This window comes from Salinicola sp. (assembly GCF_982684285.1).
On the sequence record NZ_CEXLVS010000056.1, the window covers coordinates 1 to 18,983 of the forward strand.

General features: G+C 64.2%; 14 protein-coding genes and 1 pseudogene. 13 read left to right on the forward strand and 2 right to left on the reverse strand.

The genetic code is table 11. From position 1 onward, the window contains the following. Positions 1-329, forward strand: a pseudogene (locus tag AC3AYF_RS07000) (hypothetical protein); the annotation flags it as partial. A 245-nt stretch (positions 330-574) separates the two neighbouring features. On the opposite strand, the gene AC3AYF_RS07005 reads toward AC3AYF_RS07000, so the two are convergent. Next, complete coding sequence (locus tag AC3AYF_RS07005) at positions 575-2,230, reverse strand: FMN-binding glutamate synthase family protein (RefSeq protein ID WP_295036070.1); 1,656 nt, start codon at positions 2,228-2,230, stop codon at positions 575-577. Positions 2,231-2,453: 223 nt separating this feature from the next. Here AC3AYF_RS07005 and AC3AYF_RS07010 point away from each other — a divergent pair, with 223 nt between their 5' ends. Then, positions 2,454-3,593 carry a metallophosphoesterase gene (locus tag AC3AYF_RS07010; RefSeq protein ID WP_295036071.1) on the forward strand — a complete coding sequence of 380 codons (1,140 nt, stop codon included), beginning with the start codon at positions 2,454-2,456 and terminating at the stop codon, positions 3,591-3,593. A gap of 65 nt (positions 3,594-3,658) precedes the next feature. After that, positions 3,659-5,086 carry a sodium:solute symporter family protein gene (locus AC3AYF_RS07015; RefSeq protein WP_295036072.1) on the forward strand — a complete coding sequence of 476 codons (1,428 nt, stop codon included), beginning with the start codon at positions 3,659-3,661 and terminating at the stop codon, positions 5,084-5,086. 18 nt (positions 5,087-5,104) lie between these two features. Here AC3AYF_RS07015 and mfd read toward each other — a convergent pair whose 3' ends face one another. After that, positions 5,105-8,554, reverse strand: a complete 3,450-nt coding sequence (mfd, locus tag AC3AYF_RS07020; protein WP_295036073.1) for a transcription-repair coupling factor — start codon at positions 8,552-8,554, stop codon at positions 5,105-5,107. 314 nt (positions 8,555-8,868) lie between these two features. On the opposite strand from mfd, the gene AC3AYF_RS07025 reads away from it, so the two are divergent. The 10 genes from AC3AYF_RS07025 to sthA all read left to right on the forward strand — a co-directional run. Further along, complete coding sequence (locus tag AC3AYF_RS07025) at positions 8,869-10,320, forward strand: glyceraldehyde-3-phosphate dehydrogenase (protein WP_487779551.1); 1,452 nt, start codon at positions 8,869-8,871, stop codon at positions 10,318-10,320. 323 nt (positions 10,321-10,643) lie between these two features. Next, a complete protein-coding gene (locus AC3AYF_RS07030; protein WP_295036075.1) occupies positions 10,644-11,993 on the forward strand; it encodes a Na(+)-translocating NADH-quinone reductase subunit A in 1,350 nt (449 codons plus the stop codon). 2 nt (positions 11,994-11,995) lie between these two features. Next, on the forward strand, positions 11,996-13,234 hold the full coding sequence (locus tag AC3AYF_RS07035; protein WP_295036076.1) for an NADH:ubiquinone reductase (Na(+)-transporting) subunit B: 1,239 nt from the start codon (positions 11,996-11,998) through the stop codon (positions 13,232-13,234). Next, positions 13,231-14,010, forward strand: coding sequence for a Na(+)-translocating NADH-quinone reductase subunit C (locus tag AC3AYF_RS07040; RefSeq protein WP_295036092.1), 780 nt, complete (start codon positions 13,231-13,233; stop codon positions 14,008-14,010). Before AC3AYF_RS07035 ends, AC3AYF_RS07040 begins: the two co-directional genes overlap by 4 nt. 2 nt (positions 14,011-14,012) lie before the next feature. Continuing rightward, a complete protein-coding gene (locus tag AC3AYF_RS07045; RefSeq protein WP_487779552.1) occupies positions 14,013-14,693 on the forward strand; it encodes an NADH:ubiquinone reductase (Na(+)-transporting) subunit D in 681 nt (226 codons plus the stop codon). Continuing rightward, on the forward strand, positions 14,686-15,306 hold the full coding sequence (nqrE, locus tag AC3AYF_RS07050; RefSeq protein ID WP_110600158.1) for an NADH:ubiquinone reductase (Na(+)-transporting) subunit E: 621 nt from the start codon (positions 14,686-14,688) through the stop codon (positions 15,304-15,306). The genes AC3AYF_RS07045 and nqrE overlap by 8 nt, the downstream gene beginning before the upstream one ends. 65 nt (positions 15,307-15,371) lie before the next feature. Then, entirely contained in the window at positions 15,372-16,604 is a 1,233-nt protein-coding gene (gene nqrF / locus AC3AYF_RS07055) for an NADH:ubiquinone reductase (Na(+)-transporting) subunit F (RefSeq protein ID WP_295036078.1), read from the forward strand. Beyond that, the gene (locus AC3AYF_RS07060; protein ID WP_295036079.1) at positions 16,601-17,641 is read left to right on the forward strand and encodes an FAD:protein FMN transferase; all 1,041 of its coding nucleotides are present in this window, start codon (positions 16,601-16,603) and stop codon (positions 17,639-17,641) included. The genes nqrF and AC3AYF_RS07060 overlap by 4 nt, the downstream gene beginning before the upstream one ends. Before the next feature lie 11 nt (positions 17,642-17,652). Further along, positions 17,653-17,910, forward strand: coding sequence for a (Na+)-NQR maturation NqrM (gene nqrM, locus AC3AYF_RS07065; protein ID WP_110600152.1), 258 nt, complete (start codon positions 17,653-17,655; stop codon positions 17,908-17,910). A 74-nt stretch (positions 17,911-17,984) separates the two neighbouring features. Then, positions 17,985-18,983: Si-specific NAD(P)(+) transhydrogenase (gene sthA / locus AC3AYF_RS07070; RefSeq protein WP_487779553.1), on the forward strand; the 999-nt coding region annotated here is incomplete at its 3' end.

Genomic DNA, 18,983 nt, shown 5'->3' on the forward strand with positions numbered 1-18,983 from the left:
ACCGTTCGCCGCGGCCCGCCATCGCCGAGCCCGTCCGTGCGGCGATCACGTCAGCGCTGGCACCGCTTCCCACCGAGGCCATCTACATCCGCATGGTCCGGCCGGGCCGGTTGCTCTACGTCACCGTGCACGTCGTGCTCGAGCAAGGGCACTCGCTCTCGATCGCGGAGGCGGATCGCTGGCGCGCGACGCTCGATGCCTGCGCGCGCCGGATATCGACGCCAGTACTGGTCGAGACGCTGTTCACCGGCGACCGGCGCTGGGCGGCGCCCAGCGCGGGACTCGACCCCGTCGAGGGCGGGGCGGAGACGGACGGCGAGAGGATATAAACGCGGAGCCGGACCGGGGCGGCAGTCGGGAGACTGCCGTATGCCCGGCCCTACGCTTTGTCTGAGAAATGCCTGCGCTCAACCATACGGCGTTAAAAATCAACTGGTGCGCCAGCCCGAGCTCGGCGCCCCCGTCAAAATACTCATTTACCCCGCGTAAACTGGAGCGCCAGCCCGGTCCTTTTTTCGCCGATTTTTGCCTTGTCTGGCTATCGCTCGTCGATTTTTCAGACAGAGCTTAGGTCTCAGCGCAGTTTGGTCAGGCGCAGTTCGGCGATCTGGGCGGGAGGCAAGAAGGAGTCCGGGCGCGCCTCCTCCCAGTAGTTCTGAAAGACGGTGTGCTGACTGTTGCCGTTGAGCAGTTCGTCCGGCTGCAGAAAGGTGAACAGCTTGTCGTAGGCCTGGATCTCGTCGGCGGAGACGCGCCGGATGATGTGCTCCGGACCCAGCTCCGCGGGATGTTGCAGCCCGGCCGCGGCCAGCATCTCGGCCAGGCCCTTGAGCGTGTTGCGGTGGAAGTTGTAGACCCGCTCGGATTTGTCGGCGACATCCAGGTGCCGGCTGCGCTTCGGATCCTGGGTCGCCACGCCGCTGGGGCACTTGTCGGAGTGGCAGTTGAGCGCCTGGATACAGCCCAGCGAGAACATGAAGCCCCGTGCCGCGTTGCACCAGTCGGCGCCCAGCGCCATAGTGCGGGCGATGTTAAAGCCGGAGGTGATCTTGCCGGCGGCACCGATCTTTATCTCCTCGCGCAGCCCAGCGCCGGCCAGGGTGTTGTGCACCAGCATCAGGGCCTCGGTTAGCGGCACGCCGAGGCGATTGATGAACTCCAGCGGCGCCGCACCGGTGCCGCCCTCGCCACCGTCGACGACGATGAAGTCGGGACGCTGGCCGGTTTCCCGCATTGCCTTGACCATCGCGAACCACTCCCAGGGGTGGCCGATGGCGAGTTTGAAGCCGACCGGCTTGCCGCCGGAGAGTTCGCGCAGGCGGCCGATGAATGCCATCAGCTCCAGTGGTGTCGAGAAGGCGCTGTGGCCGGCCGGGGAGACCACGTCCTCGCCCATGGGCACCTCGCGAGCCTCGGCGATCTCGGCGGTGACCTTGGCCGCGGGCAAAATGCCGCCGTGGCCCGGCTTGGCGCCCTGCGACAGCTTGATCTCGATCATCTTGACCTGCTCGTCGCGCGCGTTGGCGGCGAACCGCTCCTCGTTGAAGCTGCCGTCGTCGTGGCGGCAGCCGAAGTAACCGGAGCCGATCTCCCAGACCAGGTCGCCGCCGTGAATCCGGTGATAGCGGGAGATGGAGCCCTCGCCGGTGTCGTGGTAGAAGCCGCCTTTGCGGGCACCGGCGTTGAGTGCCTCGATGGCGTTGCCGGAGAGGGAGCCGAAGCTCATCGCCGAGACGTTGAACACGCTGGCGGCGTAGGGCTGGCTGCAGAGGCTGCCGCCGACCTGGACGCGGAAGTCGCTGTCCTCGATGTGGGTCGGCCGCAGCGAGTGGTTGATCCATTCGTGGCCGGGAGCGTACATGTCGATCAGGGAGCCGAAAGGCTTCTTGTCGCTTTCGTTCTTGGCGCGCTGATAGATGACGGCGCGCTGTTCACGGGAGAACGGGCGCTCGTCGAGATCGGACTGAATGAAATACTGGCGAATCTCGGGGCCGATCGACTCGAGGAGATAGCGGCAGTGCGCCAGGATCGGATAGTTGCGACTGATGGTGCGACGCTTCTGGCGAGTGTCGTGAAACCCGAGCCAGGAGAGCCCGCCGAAGATGACGACGCCCCACCACCAGTGCGAGGAGGAGGTGAGGCCGAGCAGGGAAACGACCAGCAGGCAGAGGCTGGCAATGAAGGTGGCGTTGCGTAGTGGCAGACGCGAGAGGCCAGTGGCTTGGCTCATGCGGACATCGGCTCCGGGCAGGTGAAATAACGACGACACTGGGCGTCGCCGCGGTCAAGAATAGCGCAGGGCCCGGCGTTGCGGCCAACGTCGCTCGACGCTATTTTGAGACACCGTCCCGGACGCGCCGCAACCTGGGTCCGATGGGCGCTGCGGTGACCTGTCGACCTTTCGAATTCCGATACGTCGGACCTTTTCGCACCCAATGCAAGGAATGCCGCACTTGCGACATCATCGATCGTTCCTGCGTCTGCGACTGATCCTGCTGGTCCTCCACGGTTACGTCGGCTGGCGTCTGCTGCCGGGGCTGTCGGCGGGCACGTGGGGCAACGTCATCGTGGCCGGCTATCTGCTCTGCAGCGCCCTGGCGATACCCCTGGTAATCCGGGTGACCTGGCTCAACGGGCGTTGGCTGGCATGGCCGGTCGCCTTGATGACCGGCGTCTTTTCGTTCCTGCTCCAGCTCACTCTCGCCCGTGACGTCCTGCTGGCGGGGTGGTGGCTCATCGCCGCGCCGTCGAGCGCCGCGGTCTCCATCACTGCCTGGACCGTCCTGGCAGCGACCCTGCTGCTCTCAGCCTACGCCGTCTGGCAGGCACGCCGGGTTCCGCGGGTGGTCGAGGTGTCCGTTGCCGTGGCCGGGCTTCCCGCGGCGCGCGAGGGGTTCGCCATCCTGCAGTTGAGCGACCTTCACGTCGGCCCGACGATCAAGCGAGCCCATCTTCGGCGTATCGTCGAGCGCTGCAACGCACTGGCGCCGGACATGGTCGCGATCACCGGGGACCTGACCGATGGCCGGGTCTCCGAGCTGGAGGAGGAGGTCGCGCCGCTGGCTGACCTGACTTCCCGGTACGGCACCTTCTGCGTGACCGGCAATCATGAATATTACAGTGAAGCCGAAGCCTGGGTGGCTGCGCTTCGACGCCTGGGCCTGCGAGTGCTGGTCAATGAGTTCGAATGCATCGAGCGCGATGGCAGCATACTGGCGGTTGCCGGCATTACCGATCTGACCGCGGGGTACTATGTCGCGGCGCATCGTAGCGATTCTCTGGCCGCCGCGAGGGGGATTCCGGAGGGTGCCACCAGGCTGCTGCTCGCCCACCAGCCCAACTCCGCCCCCGAGGCGGCGGAGGCCGGGTTCGATCTACAGCTGTCCGGGCACACCCATGGCGGCCAGATGTGGCCCTGGAGCCTGCTGGCACGCCGTGCCAACCGGTTCCTGGCCGGGTTGGGGAGACAGGGGCGGATGTGGGTCTACACCAGCCGGGGTACCGGTTACTGGGGGCCGCCGATGCGGTTCGGTGCGCCAGCGGAGATCACCCGGATTCGATTGACTCGCGCGCCGGGGGCGAGCCGAACCTGAAGCGCTTCGCATTGCCGTGACGGGCGGTTAGGCTGAATCCGATGACAACGATAAAGGATGGGCCCATGTTCGATGCAACGGAACGCTGGATTCTCGGTGTGGTGGTGGCGGTCTGCTTTCTACTGTTGATCGGTTACGCGGCCTACTTCTATCGACTGACGAAGACCTACGCGGATTACAACCTGGCCGGCCGGTCTGCCTCGCTGTTCCCGATGATCCTGACCATCGTCGGCACGGCGATCGGCGGCTCCGTGCTGCTGGGCGCGATGAGCCAGGGGTACGTCGGCGGGTTGGGCCAGATATGGCTGCCGGGATCGTTCACCGTGACCAGCATCCTGCTGGCGGTCTTCTTCCTGCGCCGGATCCGCGAGGTCGGCGAGCAGCACGACATGGTCTCGATCGCCGATTTTACCGCATTGCGCTTCGGCGATCGTGCCAGGATCCCGACCATCGTCAGCATCCTGTGCGCCTACTGCGCCATCACCGGCATGCAGTTCGTCGCCATCGCTTCCATCCTCCACCTGGTGTTCGGGCTCAGCGTCACCGCCGGCATCCTGATCGCGTGGCTGCTGCTGACGCTCAAGACCTACCTGGGCGGGCTCAAGGCGGTGATCTGGTCCGATGCCGTGCTCGGCACGCTGCAGACCGTGGCGGTCATCGTGCTGCTGGCGGTCGTCTACCTGCGCCTGGGTGGCTGGGGCGAGATCGAGCGGCTGGCCGCGGCCGGCGGGCAGCGCGACATGCTGCAGTTCGGCGGCATCACGCTGCAGGAGCTGGCGGTACTGTTCCTCACCATCGGCGCCTATCAGTTCGTGAGGCAGGATCTGTGGCAACGGATCTGGGCGGCGAAGAGCCTCGCCACCATTCGCTGGGCGTACTGGATCGGGTTGACGGTCGCCTTTCTGACCGGCGCCGTCGTCGTGGTGCTGGGGGCGCTGGCCGCCATCGGGCTCGATCTGGATCTCGCCGATCCCGGCCTGGTCTATTACGCGATCATCCAGGAGGTGCTGCCGCTGCCATTGGTGGCGCTGATGATCGTGGCGCTGCTGTCGACCGTCATCTCGTGCGCCGATTCCTTCTTCATCGCGGGGGCATCCTCCATCGCCAACGATATCATCCGGCCCCGGCTGAAGCGGACCGACGAGCGCACGCTGCTGCGCTACAGCCGCCTTTCCGTGGTGCTGATGTCCCTGATCGCGCTGGCGCTGGCACTCTATCTGCCCAACCTGGTGCAGATGTGGATTCTCGGCTCGGCGATGCTGGTATCCGGCCTGCTGGCACCGGTGCTTGCAGCGCTGATCTGGCCCCGGCTGTCGCCCAGGGCCGGCCTGGCGTCGATGTGGATCGGCCTGTTGACGGCACTGCTGTGGCAGGTCGCCGGCCAGCCGTTGGGTTGGCACCCGGTCTTCGTCGGCCTGCCGGTCTCGATCCTGGTGCTGGCAGCGGGATCGTTGATCGCAGCACGAGCGCCGGCGTCGGCCAGGGCAGCTTGATCGTCGCCGACACTCGCCTCAAGCTGCCTTTGCCTTGCGGTTGAACGTCTCCAGCAGCTGGTCGATGCGCTGGAGGCGATCCTCCTCCCTCTCCATGTCGCCGTGGAAGCGCAGGGTATCGGCGCCGTCGAGCTTGTACTCGCCGGGATGGCGCTGGATCAGCTCGACCAGCGTCATCGGATCGACCCGCGGGTCCGGACCGAAGATCACGCGTCCGCGCTCGGCCCCGGCTTCCAGCTTGGCGATGCCGAGCCGCTCGGCGCGCTGGCGCAGCCCGGTCTGGCGGAACAGGGTCTTGAGCGGCGCCGGCAGCAGGCCGAAGCGGTCGATCATCTCCACCTGGAGTTCCTTGAGCTCCGCCTCGTCGGCCGCGCTGCTGATCCGCTTGTACATGATCAGGCGCTGCTGAATGTCCGGTAGATAGTCGTCGGGGATCAGGGCCGGCAGGTTGAGGCTGATTTCGGTGCCGTCGTCGAGCGGGGCTTCGATGTTGGGCGTCTTGCCGGCCCGGATGGCCTTGACCGCGCGATCCAGCATCTGCATGTAGAGGCTGTAGCCGACGGTCTCCATCTGACCGCTCTGCTCGTCGCCGAGCAGCTCGCCGGCGCCACGGATCTCCATGTCGTGACTGGCGAGCGTGAAGCCGGCGCCGAGGTCGTCGCTCTGGGTGATGGCCTCGAGGCGCTTGATCGCGTCCTTGGTCATCGCCTTGGGTGGGGGCGTCAGCAGGTAGGCGTAAGCCTGGTGATGGCTGCGTCCGACCCGCCCGCGCAGCTGGTGCAACTGGGCCAGCCCGAACTTGTCGGCACGCTCGATGATGATGGTGTTGGCGCTGGGAACGTCGATGCCGGTCTCGATGATGGTCGAGCAGACCAGCACGTTGAAACGCTTGTGGTAGAAGTCCGACATGACCCGCTCCAGCGCCCGTTCCGGCAGCTGACCGTGGGCCACGCCGACCCGCGCCTCCGGTACCAGTTCACGGATCTTCTCGGCGCTGGACTCGATCGTCCGGACTTCGTTGTGAAGGAAATAGACCTGGCCGCCGCGCAGCACTTCGCGGAGGATCGCTTCCTTGACCACCGGCTCGTTGCGCTGCTGCACGAAGGTCTTGACCGAGAGGCGTCGCGCCGGCGGCGTGGCGATGATCGAGAGGTCTCGTATCCCGTTCATGGCCATGTTGAGCGTTCGCGGAATGGGCGTGGCCGTCAGGGTGAGGATGTCGACCTCGGCGCGCATCTGCTTGAGGCGCTCCTTCTGTGCGACCCCGAAGCGGTGCTCCTCGTCGATGATCATCAGGCCCAGGTTGGAGAACTTGACCGATCGGGAGAGCAGCTTGTGGGTGCCGATGACGATATCGGCACGGCCCTCGGCGATGCGCTTCAAGGCGTCGCTTTCGCCCTTGCCGCCCGTGAAGCGCGACAGCATTTCGATCTGTACCGCGGTATCGGCGAAGCGATCGCGGAAGTTGTCGTAGTGCTGTTGGGCGAGCAGGGTGGTGGGTACCAGCACCACCACCTGGCGGCCCGAGTTGACGGCCAGGAAGGCCGCCCGCATGGCGACTTCGGTCTTGCCGAAGCCGACGTCGCCACAGACGACGCGATCCATCGGGCGCGGCGCGGTCATGTCCCCGATCACGGCCTCGATGGCGGCGTGCTGGTCGGGAGTCTCCTCGAACGGAAAACTGGCCGCGAAGCGCAGATATTCGTCGCCGGGCATGTCGCTGGCAAACCCCTCCCGGGCCTCTCGTCGCGCGTAGATATCGAGGAGCTCGGCGGCGGTATCGCGGACTTTCTCGGCGGCTTTTCGCTTGGCCTTGTCCCAGCTGTCCGAGCCCAGCTTGTGCAGCGGTGCGAGCTCGTCGCTGGCGCCGGCGTAGCGGGAGATCAACTGCAGGTTGTCGACCGGCACGTAGAGCTTGGCGCCGCCGGCGTACTCCAGGGCCAGGAATTCCGCTGCCTGGCCGCCCGCCGTGAGCATCTCCAGCCCCTGGTAGCGACCCACGCCATGATGCTGATGCACCACCGGCGAACCCGGCCGCAATTCGGAGAGATGGCGCACGGCCAGTTCGTTGTCGTCGGTGGCCTTGGCGCGGCGCCGGCTCTGACGCACGACTTCGCCGTAGAGCTCGGTCTCGGTGATCACCGCGAGCTCGGGGACGCCCAGCCACAGGCCTTCGTCCAGCGCGCCTTCGGTGATCGCCAGGGGCTGGCTGCCGTCGAGGAAGTTGCGCCAGTTCTCGACATGCGGAATGTCGCGATGCAGCGGGGCCAGGGCTTCGTCCAGCGCCTCGCGTCGACCCCGGGATTCGGCGACGAACAGGATGCGCAGGCCGCGATGCGAGTCGAGGAAGGTTTCCAGCGTCGCCAACGGGTGCTGGGCCCGGGCGTTGATCGCCACGGCGGGCGGCGGCTGGGTCGCGCTGGGGATGGCGTGAGGCGCCTCCGGGTCCGTCACGAACTCGAGCCGCGGGTGCTGCTTGATCGCGGCGAAGACCTCCGCGGCAGGCACGAACGCTTTCGCCGGCGGCAGCAGGGGGCGAGTTGGGTCGACACCGAGGTTGTCAAAGCGGCCCTCGATCGAACGCCAATGATGCTCGGCGGCGGCGAAGACGTCGGGCAGCAGCGCGACCCGGGTCCGGTCCGCGAGATGCTCGAAGAGGGTGGCCGTCTCCTCGAAGAACAGCGGCAGATACTGTTCGAGCCCCGGCGAGGGAATGCCCTTGATCGCGTCGACGTAGAGCGGGCATTGGCGCGGATCGACGTCGAACAGCGTTTCGAAGCCGTCGCGAAAGCAGGCGATGGCCGAGCGCGACAGCGAGTATTCATGGGCCGGCAGCAGATCGATACGTTCGATCTTGTCCTGGGTGCGCTGGGTGTCGGGATCGAAGCGTCGAAGGGTGTCGATCTCATCGTCGAACAGATCGATCCGCAGCGGGGCATCGACCCCCATGGGAAAGAGGTCGATCAGCGAGCCGCGCATGGCATATTCGCCGGGTTCGTAGACCGTCTCAACCGCCCGGTAGCCGGCGCGGGACAAGCGCTCGCGGAAGCTCTCCCGGTCGAGCCGCTCTCCGGTCGCCAGCGTCAACACGCGGCCCGCCACGTACTCCCTCGGCGGCAGCCGCTGCATCAGGGTGTTGACCGATACCAGCACGATTCCTCGGGTCCCCTCCTGGAGCTCGCGCAGCGTTCTCAGCCGGGCGGAGACGATGTCCTGGTGCGGCGAGAAGCTGTCGTAGGGCAGCGTCTCCCAGTCCGGGAAGGGCATGACCGGAACCGTGGCGTAGAAGCGCAGGTTGCTTTCGAGACGCTGTGCGCTGGCCGTGTCAGGCGTGACGACGAGCAGCGGCGCATCATCGGCGATCCGCGCCAGGGCCAGCGCGGCCGCGCTCCCCTGGGGCAGTTGGCAATAGGTGGTTTCGCGCTTGCCGGTCGGCAGCGGCGGGGTGAGCGGTGTGAAATGCGACATGGGCCTTTCGAGCGACGAATTTGCGTTGAGGGATGATAGCAGGCCGTGGCGCGGCCGGGGACGCCGAGTCGTATTTCTTGTCTCTGGTGATGGGGCTGCCGGCTACGACCTTTGTAGTGAAACTACAACAGTTGCGACCACGCAGTGATTGCGGCGGATTTCGTAGGGTGAGGATAATAATGGGGTTTTTGAGTCGACTCGATACCGTTCAGCGACGCTGGCCGCTTGCCCGAGCGACGAACCCCACCATCCGATGGAGCGACTGGCTCGACGAGCCTGCTCGACCGCCAATTCGACCAGAGAGAGACAAGCCTGTGAGTCAGGATCAGCTCGATACCGTCTTCCAGCAGTGGCAGGACAACGAAGCTCGCGCGGAGGAGATGATTCCACTGCTGGGCAAGCTCTATCGCCAGTACAACGTGATTCCGTCGCTGTTCGGTCGCTCGTTGATCAATCGCTCGGTCACGCGAATTCTCAAGAACCATCGCTACGTCCGCAAGGTCGAGGGCACCGAGCTGTCGGTGGCCGATACGCTGCCGATGGTGCGGGCGATGACCGAGCTCGAGCTGGGGCCCGCACATATCGATATCGGGCGCCTGGGCGTGGCGTTCAAGCATGCCGGCGAGAGCGACGTCGTGGCGTTTCTCAAGCGTGAACTGGCCGATATCGTGGGCTGTCACGACAGCAGCGGCATGGGTGGTGAGCCCCAGGACGTGGTGCTCTACGGTTTCGGGCGCATCGGGCGCATCCTTGCCCGGATCATGATCGAGAAGGCGGGGGGCGGCAATCTGCTGCGCCTGCGCGCCATCGTCGTGCGCGGCAGTGGCGACGATCTCGAGAAGCGTGCCAGCCTGCTGCGCCGCGACTCCGTGCATGGACCTTTCTCCGGGTCGATCGATGTCGACTACGACAACCATGCGCTGATCGCCAACGGCCATTACATCCGTATCATCTACGCCGACTCCCCGGCCGAGATCGACTACACCGCCTACGGCATCGACAACGCCATCGTGGTCGACAATACCGGCAAGTGGCGTGACCGCGAGGGCCTGGCCCAGCATCTGGAATCCCGGGGCGTCTCCAAGGTCCTGCTGACGGCGCCAGGCAAGGGCGACCTCAAGAACATCGTCCATGGCATCAATCACCAGACCATCGGCGACGACGATCGCATCGTCTCGGCGGCTTCCTGCACCACCAATGCCATCGTCCCGGTGCTGAAGGCGATCGACGACGAGTACGGCATCGTCCACGGCCACGTCGAGACCGTCCACTCCTACACCAACGACCAGAACCTGATCGACAACTACCACAAGGGGGATCGCCGGGGGCGCAGTGCGCCGCTCAACATGGTGCTGACGGAGACAGGCGCGGCCAAGGCGGTGGCCAAGGCGCTGCCGGCGCTCTCGGGCAAGTTGACCGGCAACGCGATCCGGGTGCCGACGCCCAATGTCTCGATGGCGATTCTGAACCTCTCCCTCGGCAAGGCAACCGACCGCGAGGCGCTCAACGAGTATCTGCGCCAGATGGCGCTGCACTCGCCGATGCACAAGCAGATCGACTACGTCGCCTCGCCGGAGGTGGTGTCATCGGACTTCGTCGGCAACCGTCACGCCGGCGTGGTGGATGCCAAGGCGACCATCGCCGATGACAAGCAGGCCGTGCTCTATGTCTGGTACGACAACGAGTTCGGATACAGCTGTCAGGTGGTGCGAATTCTTCAGTACATGTCGCGGGTCTGTCACCGTTACCTGCCTGCCACGTCCTGATTCGCTGATTCGACTTTGGTCTAAGAATCTGGCTTGCGCTTTCGAAAGTCCCGGTCCTGCCGGGACTTTTTCGTGGTGCGATGGCCGGGTTGGCATGCCAGCGAGTAGTCTTCCGAGGCCCGCATCATTATACTGGTGCCCGTTTTTTAGGTGCGGTCCCTATGGCAACGGTCCGCGGAAGCCACTTGAATTTCTGGTAAGCAAAGCATCGAATTCCGTGACGTCATCTTTCCCGCCTGCGACGCTGCCGGTGGATAATCAAGCTGCCTGACGTCAGTCGGCTCTTTCCTTACGAATATCAGATTCGACAACTGGGCGAGACTATGATCGAAGTCAAACGAGGCCTGGATCTCCCCGTCGCGGGGGCGCCGGAGCAGCGTCTCGACGAGGGGCGCGTCGTGCGTCACGTCGCGCTGCTCGGGTCCGACTATGTCGGCATGAAGCCGACCATGGAGGTCCGTGAAGGCGACCGCGTGAAGCGGGGCCAGGTGTTGTTCACCGACAAGAAAGTGGCGGGGGTGCGCTATACCGCTCCCGGCGCCGGCGAAGTGGTTGCCATCAATCGTGGTGAGAAGCGTCGCCTGTTGTCGGTCGTCATCAAGCTCGACGAAGAAGAAGAGAGCGAAACGTTCACCGCGCATGGCGTGGACGGGTTGGCCTCGCTGACACGCCAGCAGGTGGTCGACCAACTGGTCGACTCCGGCCTGTGGACGGCGCTGCGCACCCGGCCGTTTTCCCGGGTCCCGGCGCTCGATGCGGTGCCGGCGGACATCTTCGTGACGGCCATCGACACGCATCCGCTGGCGGCAGATCCCAAGCTGATCATCGACGCCGACAGCGATGCCTTCCGCCATGGGCTGGCGGTGATCCGGCATCTGACTCCCGGAAAACTGTTCGTGTGCCGCCGTGGCGACACCCCCTTGCCGGGAGATGACCTCGACGGCGTCGACGCCCAGGGCTTCGACGGATTGCATCCCGCCGGGCTGGTGGGTACGCATATCCACTACCTGTCGCCGGTCGGCCTGCAGCGTCAGGTGTGGCATCTCGACTGCCAGGACGTGATCGCCATCGGCAAGCTGTTCGTCGAGGGACAGCTCGACCCGACCCGCGTCGTCGCCATCGGCGGCCCGCGGGCCAAGAATCCCCGCCTGGTTCGGACGCGGTTGGGAGCGAGCAGCGAGGAACTGCTCGAGGGCGAGATCGAGCAGCCGGAGGACACGCGGGTCATCTCGGGATCGATCTTCGGTGGCATGCAGTGCGAGGGAAGCCGTCAGTTCCTGGGGCGCTTCCATCGCCAGTTCTCGCTGCTGGAAGAGGGCAACAAGCGCGCCTTCATGGGCTGGCTGTCCCCCGGTCGCAATCGCCATTCGGTGATGGGGATCTACGTCTCCCAGTTCCTGGGACTGCCCAACTACGCGCCCAATACCTCGACCAACGGCTCCGAACGCGCCATGGTTCCGATCGGTGCCTACGAAAAAGTGATGCCGCTGGACATCATGCCGACCCAGTTGCTGCGCTCGCTGATCGTTGGCGACATCGAATCGGCCATGCAGCTCGGCTGCCTGGAGCTGGATGAGGAAGACCTCTCGCTGTGCACCTATGTGTGCCCTGGCAAGTACGAGTATGGTCCTATCCTGCGCGACAACCTGACCATGATCGAGAAAGAGGCCTGACGATGGGGATTCGCAATACGCTCGACAAGCTGGAGCCTCATTTCGAGAAGGGCGGCAAGTACGAGAAGTTCTACGCCCTCTACGAGGCGGTCGATACGATTTTCTATTCGCCGCCCAGCGTCACCAAGAGCATGACTCACGTGCGTGACGGGATCGACCTGAAGCGCATCATGATCACGGTCTGGGCCTGTACCTTCCCGGCCATGTTCTTCGGCATGTACAACGCCGGCTATCAGGCCAACATGGCGATCGCCGATGGCTTCGGCGCGATCGGTGGCTGGCGCGAGACGTTGACCATGGCGCTGGCGGGTAGCCACGATCCGGCTAGCATCTGGGCGAACTTCGTCCTCGGCGCAACCTACTTCCTTCCCATCTATCTGGTCACGTTCGTGGTGGGCGGTTTCTGGGAAGTGCTGTTCGCGGTCAAGCGTGGCCACGAGGTCAACGAAGGGTTCTTCGTCACCTCCGTGCTGTTCGCGCTGACGCTGCCGGCCACCATCCCGCTGTGGCAGGTGGCACTGGGCATCACCTTCGGCGTGGTGATCGGCAAGGAGATTTTCGGCGGCACCGGCAAGAACTTCCTCAACCCGGCACTGACCGGGCGTGCCTTCCTCTACTTCGCCTATCCGGCCCAGATCTCCGGCGACAGCGTTTGGGTGCCGGCCGACGGCTATACCGGGGCCACGGCGCTCTCCAACGCCGCGCTCAATGGCATGGAGGGCCTGCATCAGCAGTACAGTTGGTGGGACGCCTTCTTCGGCTTCATCCAGGGTTCGGTGGGAGAGACCTCGACACTGGCGATTCTGATCGGCGCGGCGGTGCTGCTGCTGACGCGCATTGCCTCCTGGCGCATCATGGCAGGCGTCATGCTCGGCATGATCCTGACCTCCACGCTGTTCAACTTCGTCGGCTCCGACAGCAATCCGATGTTCGCGATGCCGTGGTACTGGCACCTGGTGCTGGGCGGGTTCGCCTTCGGCATGGTATTCATGGCCACCGACCCGGTGTCGGCATCCATGACCGACCGCGGCAAGCTGATCTTCGGTGCGCTGATCGGGGTGATGACGGTGCTGATCCGCGTGGTCAACCCGGCCTTCCCCGAGGGCATCATGCTGGCGATCCTGTTCGCCAACCTGTTTGCGCCTCTCATCGACCACTATTTCGTGCAGGCCAACATCCGGCGACGCCAGAAGCGGCTCGCGAGCCTGGCGCCGGTGTCCACCGAGAAGGAGGCTGTCTGATGGCGAGCAACAACTCGATCAAGAAGACGCTGATCGTCGCATTTTCACTTTGCGTCATCTGCTCGGTGGTCGTCTCTTCCGCAGCCGTGGTTCTCAAGCCGAAGCAGGTTCAGAACCAGGAGCTGGATCGCAAGAGCAACATCCTCCAGGTGACCCAGCTCTACAAGCCGGGCGACGATGTCGAGGAGAAGTACGCCGAACTGATCACCCCGCGTGTGGTCGATCTCAAGACCGGCGAGTACTCCGACGACCTGGACCCGGCCAGCTACGACCAGTTCGATGCTGCCAGGGATCCGGCGACCTCCCGCACGCTGTCGGGCGAGGACGACATCGCCGGGATCGGCCGTCAGGAGAACTACTCCACGGTCTACCTGGTGGGCGATCCCGACGACCCGGAGCAGATCGTCATGCCGATCCGGGGCCAGGGGCTGTGGGGCCTGATGGAAGGTTTCTTGTCCGTGCGCGGCGACGGCAATACCATCGTGGGGCTATCCTACTACGACCAGTCGGAGACGCCGGGCCTCGGCGGCGAAGTCGACAACCCGCGCTGGAAGGCCCAGTGGGACGGCAAGAAAATCTATGAGGGCGGTGATTTCCAGGACCCTCAGATTCAACTCGTGAAAGGCGGCGCCAGCGGCGAATACGAAGTCGACGCGCTGTCGGGAGCCTCGCTCACCAGCCGGGGCGTCACCAACATGTTGCGGTTCTGGCTGAGTGACGAGGGCTACGCCCCGTACCTCGCCCGATTCCACGACGATTCCCAAGGAGGTGCGTGAAGATGGCTACCGACTCCGTGAAAGACGTCGTCCTGTCACCGGTATTCAAGAACAACCCGATTGCCTTGCAGGTACTTGGGATCTGTTCGGCGCTGGCGGTGACCAACTCCATGAGCGTATCGCTGGTCATGGGTCTGGCGGTGATCGCCGTCACGGCTTTCTCCAGCATGTTCGTGTCGTTGATTCGCAATCACATCCCATCGTCGATCCGCATCATCGTGCAGATGACGATCATCGCGTCGCTGGTCATCGTGGGCGATCAGGTGCTGCGCGCCTACGCCTATGACATGTCCAAGCAGCTGTCGGTGTTCGTCGGGCTGATCATCACCAACTGTATCGTCATGGGGCGGGCCGAAGCCTACGCCATGCAGAACGGACCGGTGATGAGCTTCCTCGACGGCGTCGGCAACGGCCTGGGCTACGCGGTCATCCTGTTGATCGTCGGGTTCGTGCGCGAACTGCTGGGTTCGGGCAGCGTGTTCGGCCTGACGATCCTGCCCACGGTGCAGAATGGCGGCTGGTACGTGCCCAACGGTCTGATGCTGCTGCCACCGTCCGCGTTCTTCGTCATCGGCCTGTTCATTTGGGTGCTGCGCTGGTTCAACCCGGAGCAGATCGAGAAGACGGAATATCGCATCGTTGCCAACAGCAAGGCCAAGATCAAGGAGACCGCCAATGTTTGAGCACTATCTCAGCCTGTTCGTGAAGGCGGTCTTCGTCGAGAACATGGCGCTGGCCTTCTTCCTCGGCATGTGTACTTTCCTGGCCGTGTCCAAGAAGATCTCCTCGGCCATCGGCCTGGGCATCGCCGTGATCGTGGTCCTGACAATCACCGTGCCGGTCAACAATCTGATCCTCAACTACCTGCTCAAGGCGGGAGCGCTGAGCTGGACCGGCCTGGAAGGGGCCGAGAACATCGACCTCAGCTTCCTGGGACTGTTGAGCTACATCGGCGTCATCGCGGCGATCGTCCAGATTCTCGAGATGTTCCTCGACAAGTTCGTGCCGGCGCTCTACAACGCCCTGGGTGTGTTCCTGCCGCTGATCACGGTCAATTGCGCCATCATGGGTGCCTCGCTGTTCATGGTGCAGCGCGACTACACCTTCGGCGAGTCGGTGATCTACGGCGCCGGCGCAGGCGCCGGCTGGGCCCTGGCCATCATGGCGCTGGCGGGTATCCGCGAGAAGCTCAAGTACAGCGATGTACCGGGCAGCCTGCAAGGCCTCGGCATCACCTTCATCACGGCAGGATTGATGTCGCTGGGCTTCATGTCCTTCTCCGGCATCCAGCTCTGACACCAACATGACCGGGTGGCGTCGTGACCGCGGCGCCACCGCAAACAGGGAAATAGGAATCCGACATGGTTGATACATCCATCATCGTGCTCGGCGTCGTCATGTTCACCGTGATCGTGCTGGGATTGGTGGCAATCATTCTGGCGGCGCGTAGCCGGCTGGTGAGCAGCGGCGACGTGGCGATCGAGATCAATGGCGACCCTGACAATACCGTGACCACTCAGGCCGGGGGCAAGCTGCTTCAGACCCTGGCTGCCAACGGTATCTTTCTCTCCTCGGCGTGTGGCGGCGGGGGCTCCTGCGCCCAGTGCAAGTGCCAGGTGAGCGATGGCGGCGGCTCGATCCTGCCGACCGAAGAGTCTCACTTCACGCTGCGCGAGAAGAAGGAAGGCTGGCGTCTCTCCTGTCAGGTGCCGGTCAAGCAGGACATGAAGATCCGCGTTCCCGATGAGGTCTTCGGGGTCAAGAAGTGGGAATGCGAAGTGACCCAGAACCCCAACGTCGCGACCTTCATCAAGGAGCTCAACCTCAAGTTGCCGGAAGGCGAGGAAGTGGCGTTCCGGGCCGGCGGCTACGTGCAGCTGGTGGCGCCGCCCTACGACATCAAGTTCTCCGATTTCGATATCGAGGAGGAGTACCGCGGCGACTGGGAGAAGTTCGGCCTGTTCGACATCTCTCACAAGAGCGACGAGGAGGTGATTCGCGCCTACTCGATGGCGAACTACCCGGAAGAGAAGGGGCTTCTCAAGTTCAACATCCGTATCGCCACGCCGCCCCCCAAGTCGAGCCATCCCCCGGGGCTGATGTCGACCTACGTGTTCGGTCTCAAGCCGGGTGACAAGGTCACCGTGATGGGGCCGTTCGGCGAGTTCTTCGCCAAGGATACCGAGGCCGAGATGGTGTTCATCGGCGGCGGTGCCGGCATGGCGCCGATGCGCAGCCATATCTTCGACCAGCTCAAGCGGCTCAAGTCCAAGCGCAAGATGTCGTTCTGGTACGGTGCGCGCTCCTGGCGGGAGACTTTCTACAACGAAGAGTACGACCAGCTGGCCGAGGAGTTCGATAACTTCGAATGGCACCTGGCGCTCTCCGATCCTCAGCCGGAAGACAACTGGGAAGGGCCCACCGGGTTCATACACAACGTGCTCTACGAGAACTATCTCAAGGATCACCCGGCGCCCGAGGACTGCGAGTACTACATGTGCGGGCCGCCGATGATGAACGCCTCGGTGATCAAGATGCTGACCGATCTTGGGGTGGAGCCGGAGAACATCATGCTGGATGACTTCGGCGGATGATCGGATCGCAACGGCGCCGAGCGACAGGGCCGATCCTTCTGGGGTTGGCCCTGTTGCTATTCGCACTGCTGGCCGGGTGCGAGCGCGAACCCGAGTCCTACCGGCTGGAAGGGCCGATCTTCGGTACCGGGTTCCATGTCACCTTCTACGGCGATTACGACGACGACCAGCTCGCCGAGATCGAGGGTTCGGTCAAGGCGGCGCTGGATCGGGTCGACCAGTTGATGTCGACCTACAAGGCAAACTCCGAGCTCTCGAGGTTCAATCGGGCACCGGTGGGAGAGCCGTTCCAGCTCTCGCCGCAGACAGCGGAAGTCATCCGCGAGGCCATTCGGGTGGGGGACATGTCCGCTGGGGCCTTCGACGTCACGGTCGGCGCGGCGGTGAACCTGTGGGGATTCGGGCCGGACAAGCATCCGGATCGCGTGCCCGATGACGACGCCATTGCCAAGGCTCTGAAAGAGGTCGGCTACCAGGCATTGAAGCTCGATGGCAACACCCTGACCAAGACCAAGCCGGTCTATGTCGATCTGTCGGGCATTGCCAAGGGATACGGCGTCGATGCGGTGGCGCGGGCGCTGGACGATCTGGGCGTGCAGCGCTATCTGGTCGAGGTGGGAGGCGAGATCCGGACGCGAGGCAGCAAGCCCGGCGACGAGCCGTGGCGGATCGCGGTGGAAAAACCGATCTCGAACGAGCGCAGCGTGCAGCGTATCATAGAGTTGGATGATTCGGCCGTGGCGACATCGGGCGACTACCGTAACTATTTCGAAAGCGACGGCAAGCGCTACTCGCACACCATCGATCCGCGCACCGGCCGGCCTATCAAGCATCATCTGGTCTCGGTGACGGTGATCACGTCCGACTGCATGACGGCCGATGCGCTGGCCACGGCGATCGACGTCATGGGACCGGACGCAGGTTATGCCATGGCCGAGCGGGAAAACCTGGCGGTCTATCTCGTTGTCAAAACACCGGATGGCTTTGAAACCCGGGCCTCGACCGCGTTTCAGCGCTATCTGAAAGACTCGGATTAGGAGGGTCAGTCATGACGATCTGGATTCTGGCTTTTGCCATCATGCTGCTGCTGGTCGGCGGCATGGCGATCGGCGTCATTCTCGGGCGCAAGCCTCTCGCGGGCTCCTGCGGCGGCCTCAACACGCTGGGCCTGAAGAACGGATGCGAAATCTGCGGCGGCAACGATGAGGTCTGCGAGGAAGAGAGCCGCAAGAACCTGGCCGGAGCGCGTCGGCGCAGCGACGAGAACCGCGGTGCGGACCTGGGTTACAACGCCGTCAAGCGTTGAGCGACATGCTGGCCGCAGGTGTCGCCACGAGCCAATCGAATCGTAAGCCATCGGGTAAGGAGTAGGCGAAGCACATGGCAGTTCACAATTATGACCTCGTGGTCATCGGCTCGGGGCCCGCGGGAGAGAGTGCAGCAATCAATGCGGCGAAGCATGGCAAGCGTGTCGCCATCGTCGAGCGGCAGTCCTCCGTCGGTGGCAACTGCACCCACTGGGGAACGATCCCCTCCAAGGCGCTACGGCATCAGGTCAAGCAGATCATGCAGTTCAACACCAACCGCATGTTCCGCGATATTGGCGAGCCCCGCTGGTTCTCGTTTCCGAAGGTTCTGGAACGCTCCCGGGTAACGATCGATCAGCAGGTCGAACTCCGCACCAAGTTCTACTCGCGCAACCGCATCGACCTGTTCTTCGGCGTGGCGCGCTTTCGCGACGAGCACACCGTGGTGGTTCGGGACAATCACGAAGGGGCGGAAGAGCTCAGTGCACCGCAGTTCGTGATTGCCACCGGCTCCCGTCCCTATCGCCCGGCGGACGTCAATTTCCGTCATCCGCGGATCTACTGCTCGGACACCATCCTCGGCCTGTCGCATACGCCACGCACGCTGATCATCTACGGTGCCGGCGTGATCGGGTCCGAGTACGCCTCCATCTTCTCCGGCCTGGGCGTCAAGGTCGACCTGATCGACACCCGCGAGCGCCTGCTCTCCTTCCTCGACGACGAGATCAGCGACGCGCTCTCCTACGAGTTGCGCAACTACGGCGTGCTGATTCGCCACAACGAGGAGTACCAGAGTGTCGAGGGCGACGAGGCGGGGGTGGTCGTCAACCTCAAATCGGGGAAACGCCTGCGCGCCGATGCCTTCCTGTGGGCCAACGGTCGCACCGGCAATACCGACGAACTGGGGCTGGAGAACATCGGGCTGGAAGCCAACGGTCGCGGCCAGCTGCAGGTGGACGACCACTATCGCACGGCGATCCCGCACATCTATGCGGTGGGTGACGTGATCGGCTGGCCGAGCCTGGCGAGCGCGGCCTACGACCAGGGTCGCAGTGCCAGCGACGAGTTCCTC

Excerpts from the sequence above, each read along its gene's own strand:
- AC3AYF_RS07005 (WP_295036070.1), bottom strand. The coding sequence starts at position 2,230 with ATGAGCCAAGCCACTGGCCTCTCGCGTCTGCCACTACGCAACGCCACC.
- AC3AYF_RS07015 (WP_295036072.1), top strand. The coding sequence starts at position 3,659 with ATGTTCGATGCAACGGAACGCTGGATTCTCGGTGTGGTGGTGGCGGTC.
- mfd (WP_295036073.1), bottom strand. The coding sequence starts at position 8,554 with ATGTCGCATTTCACACCGCTCACCCCGCCGCTGCCGACCGGCAAGCGC.
- AC3AYF_RS07030 (WP_295036075.1), top strand. The coding sequence starts at position 10,644 with ATGATCGAAGTCAAACGAGGCCTGGATCTCCCCGTCGCGGGGGCGCCG.
- AC3AYF_RS07035 (WP_295036076.1), top strand. The coding sequence starts at position 11,996 with ATGGGGATTCGCAATACGCTCGACAAGCTGGAGCCTCATTTCGAGAAG.
- AC3AYF_RS07045 (WP_487779552.1), top strand. The coding sequence starts at position 14,013 with ATGGCTACCGACTCCGTGAAAGACGTCGTCCTGTCACCGGTATTCAAG.
- nqrE (WP_110600158.1), top strand. The coding sequence starts at position 14,686 with ATGTTTGAGCACTATCTCAGCCTGTTCGTGAAGGCGGTCTTCGTCGAG.
- nqrF (WP_295036078.1), top strand. The coding sequence starts at position 15,372 with ATGGTTGATACATCCATCATCGTGCTCGGCGTCGTCATGTTCACCGTG.
- AC3AYF_RS07060 (WP_295036079.1), top strand. The coding sequence starts at position 16,601 with ATGATCGGATCGCAACGGCGCCGAGCGACAGGGCCGATCCTTCTGGGG.
- nqrM (WP_110600152.1), top strand. The coding sequence starts at position 17,653 with ATGACGATCTGGATTCTGGCTTTTGCCATCATGCTGCTGCTGGTCGGC.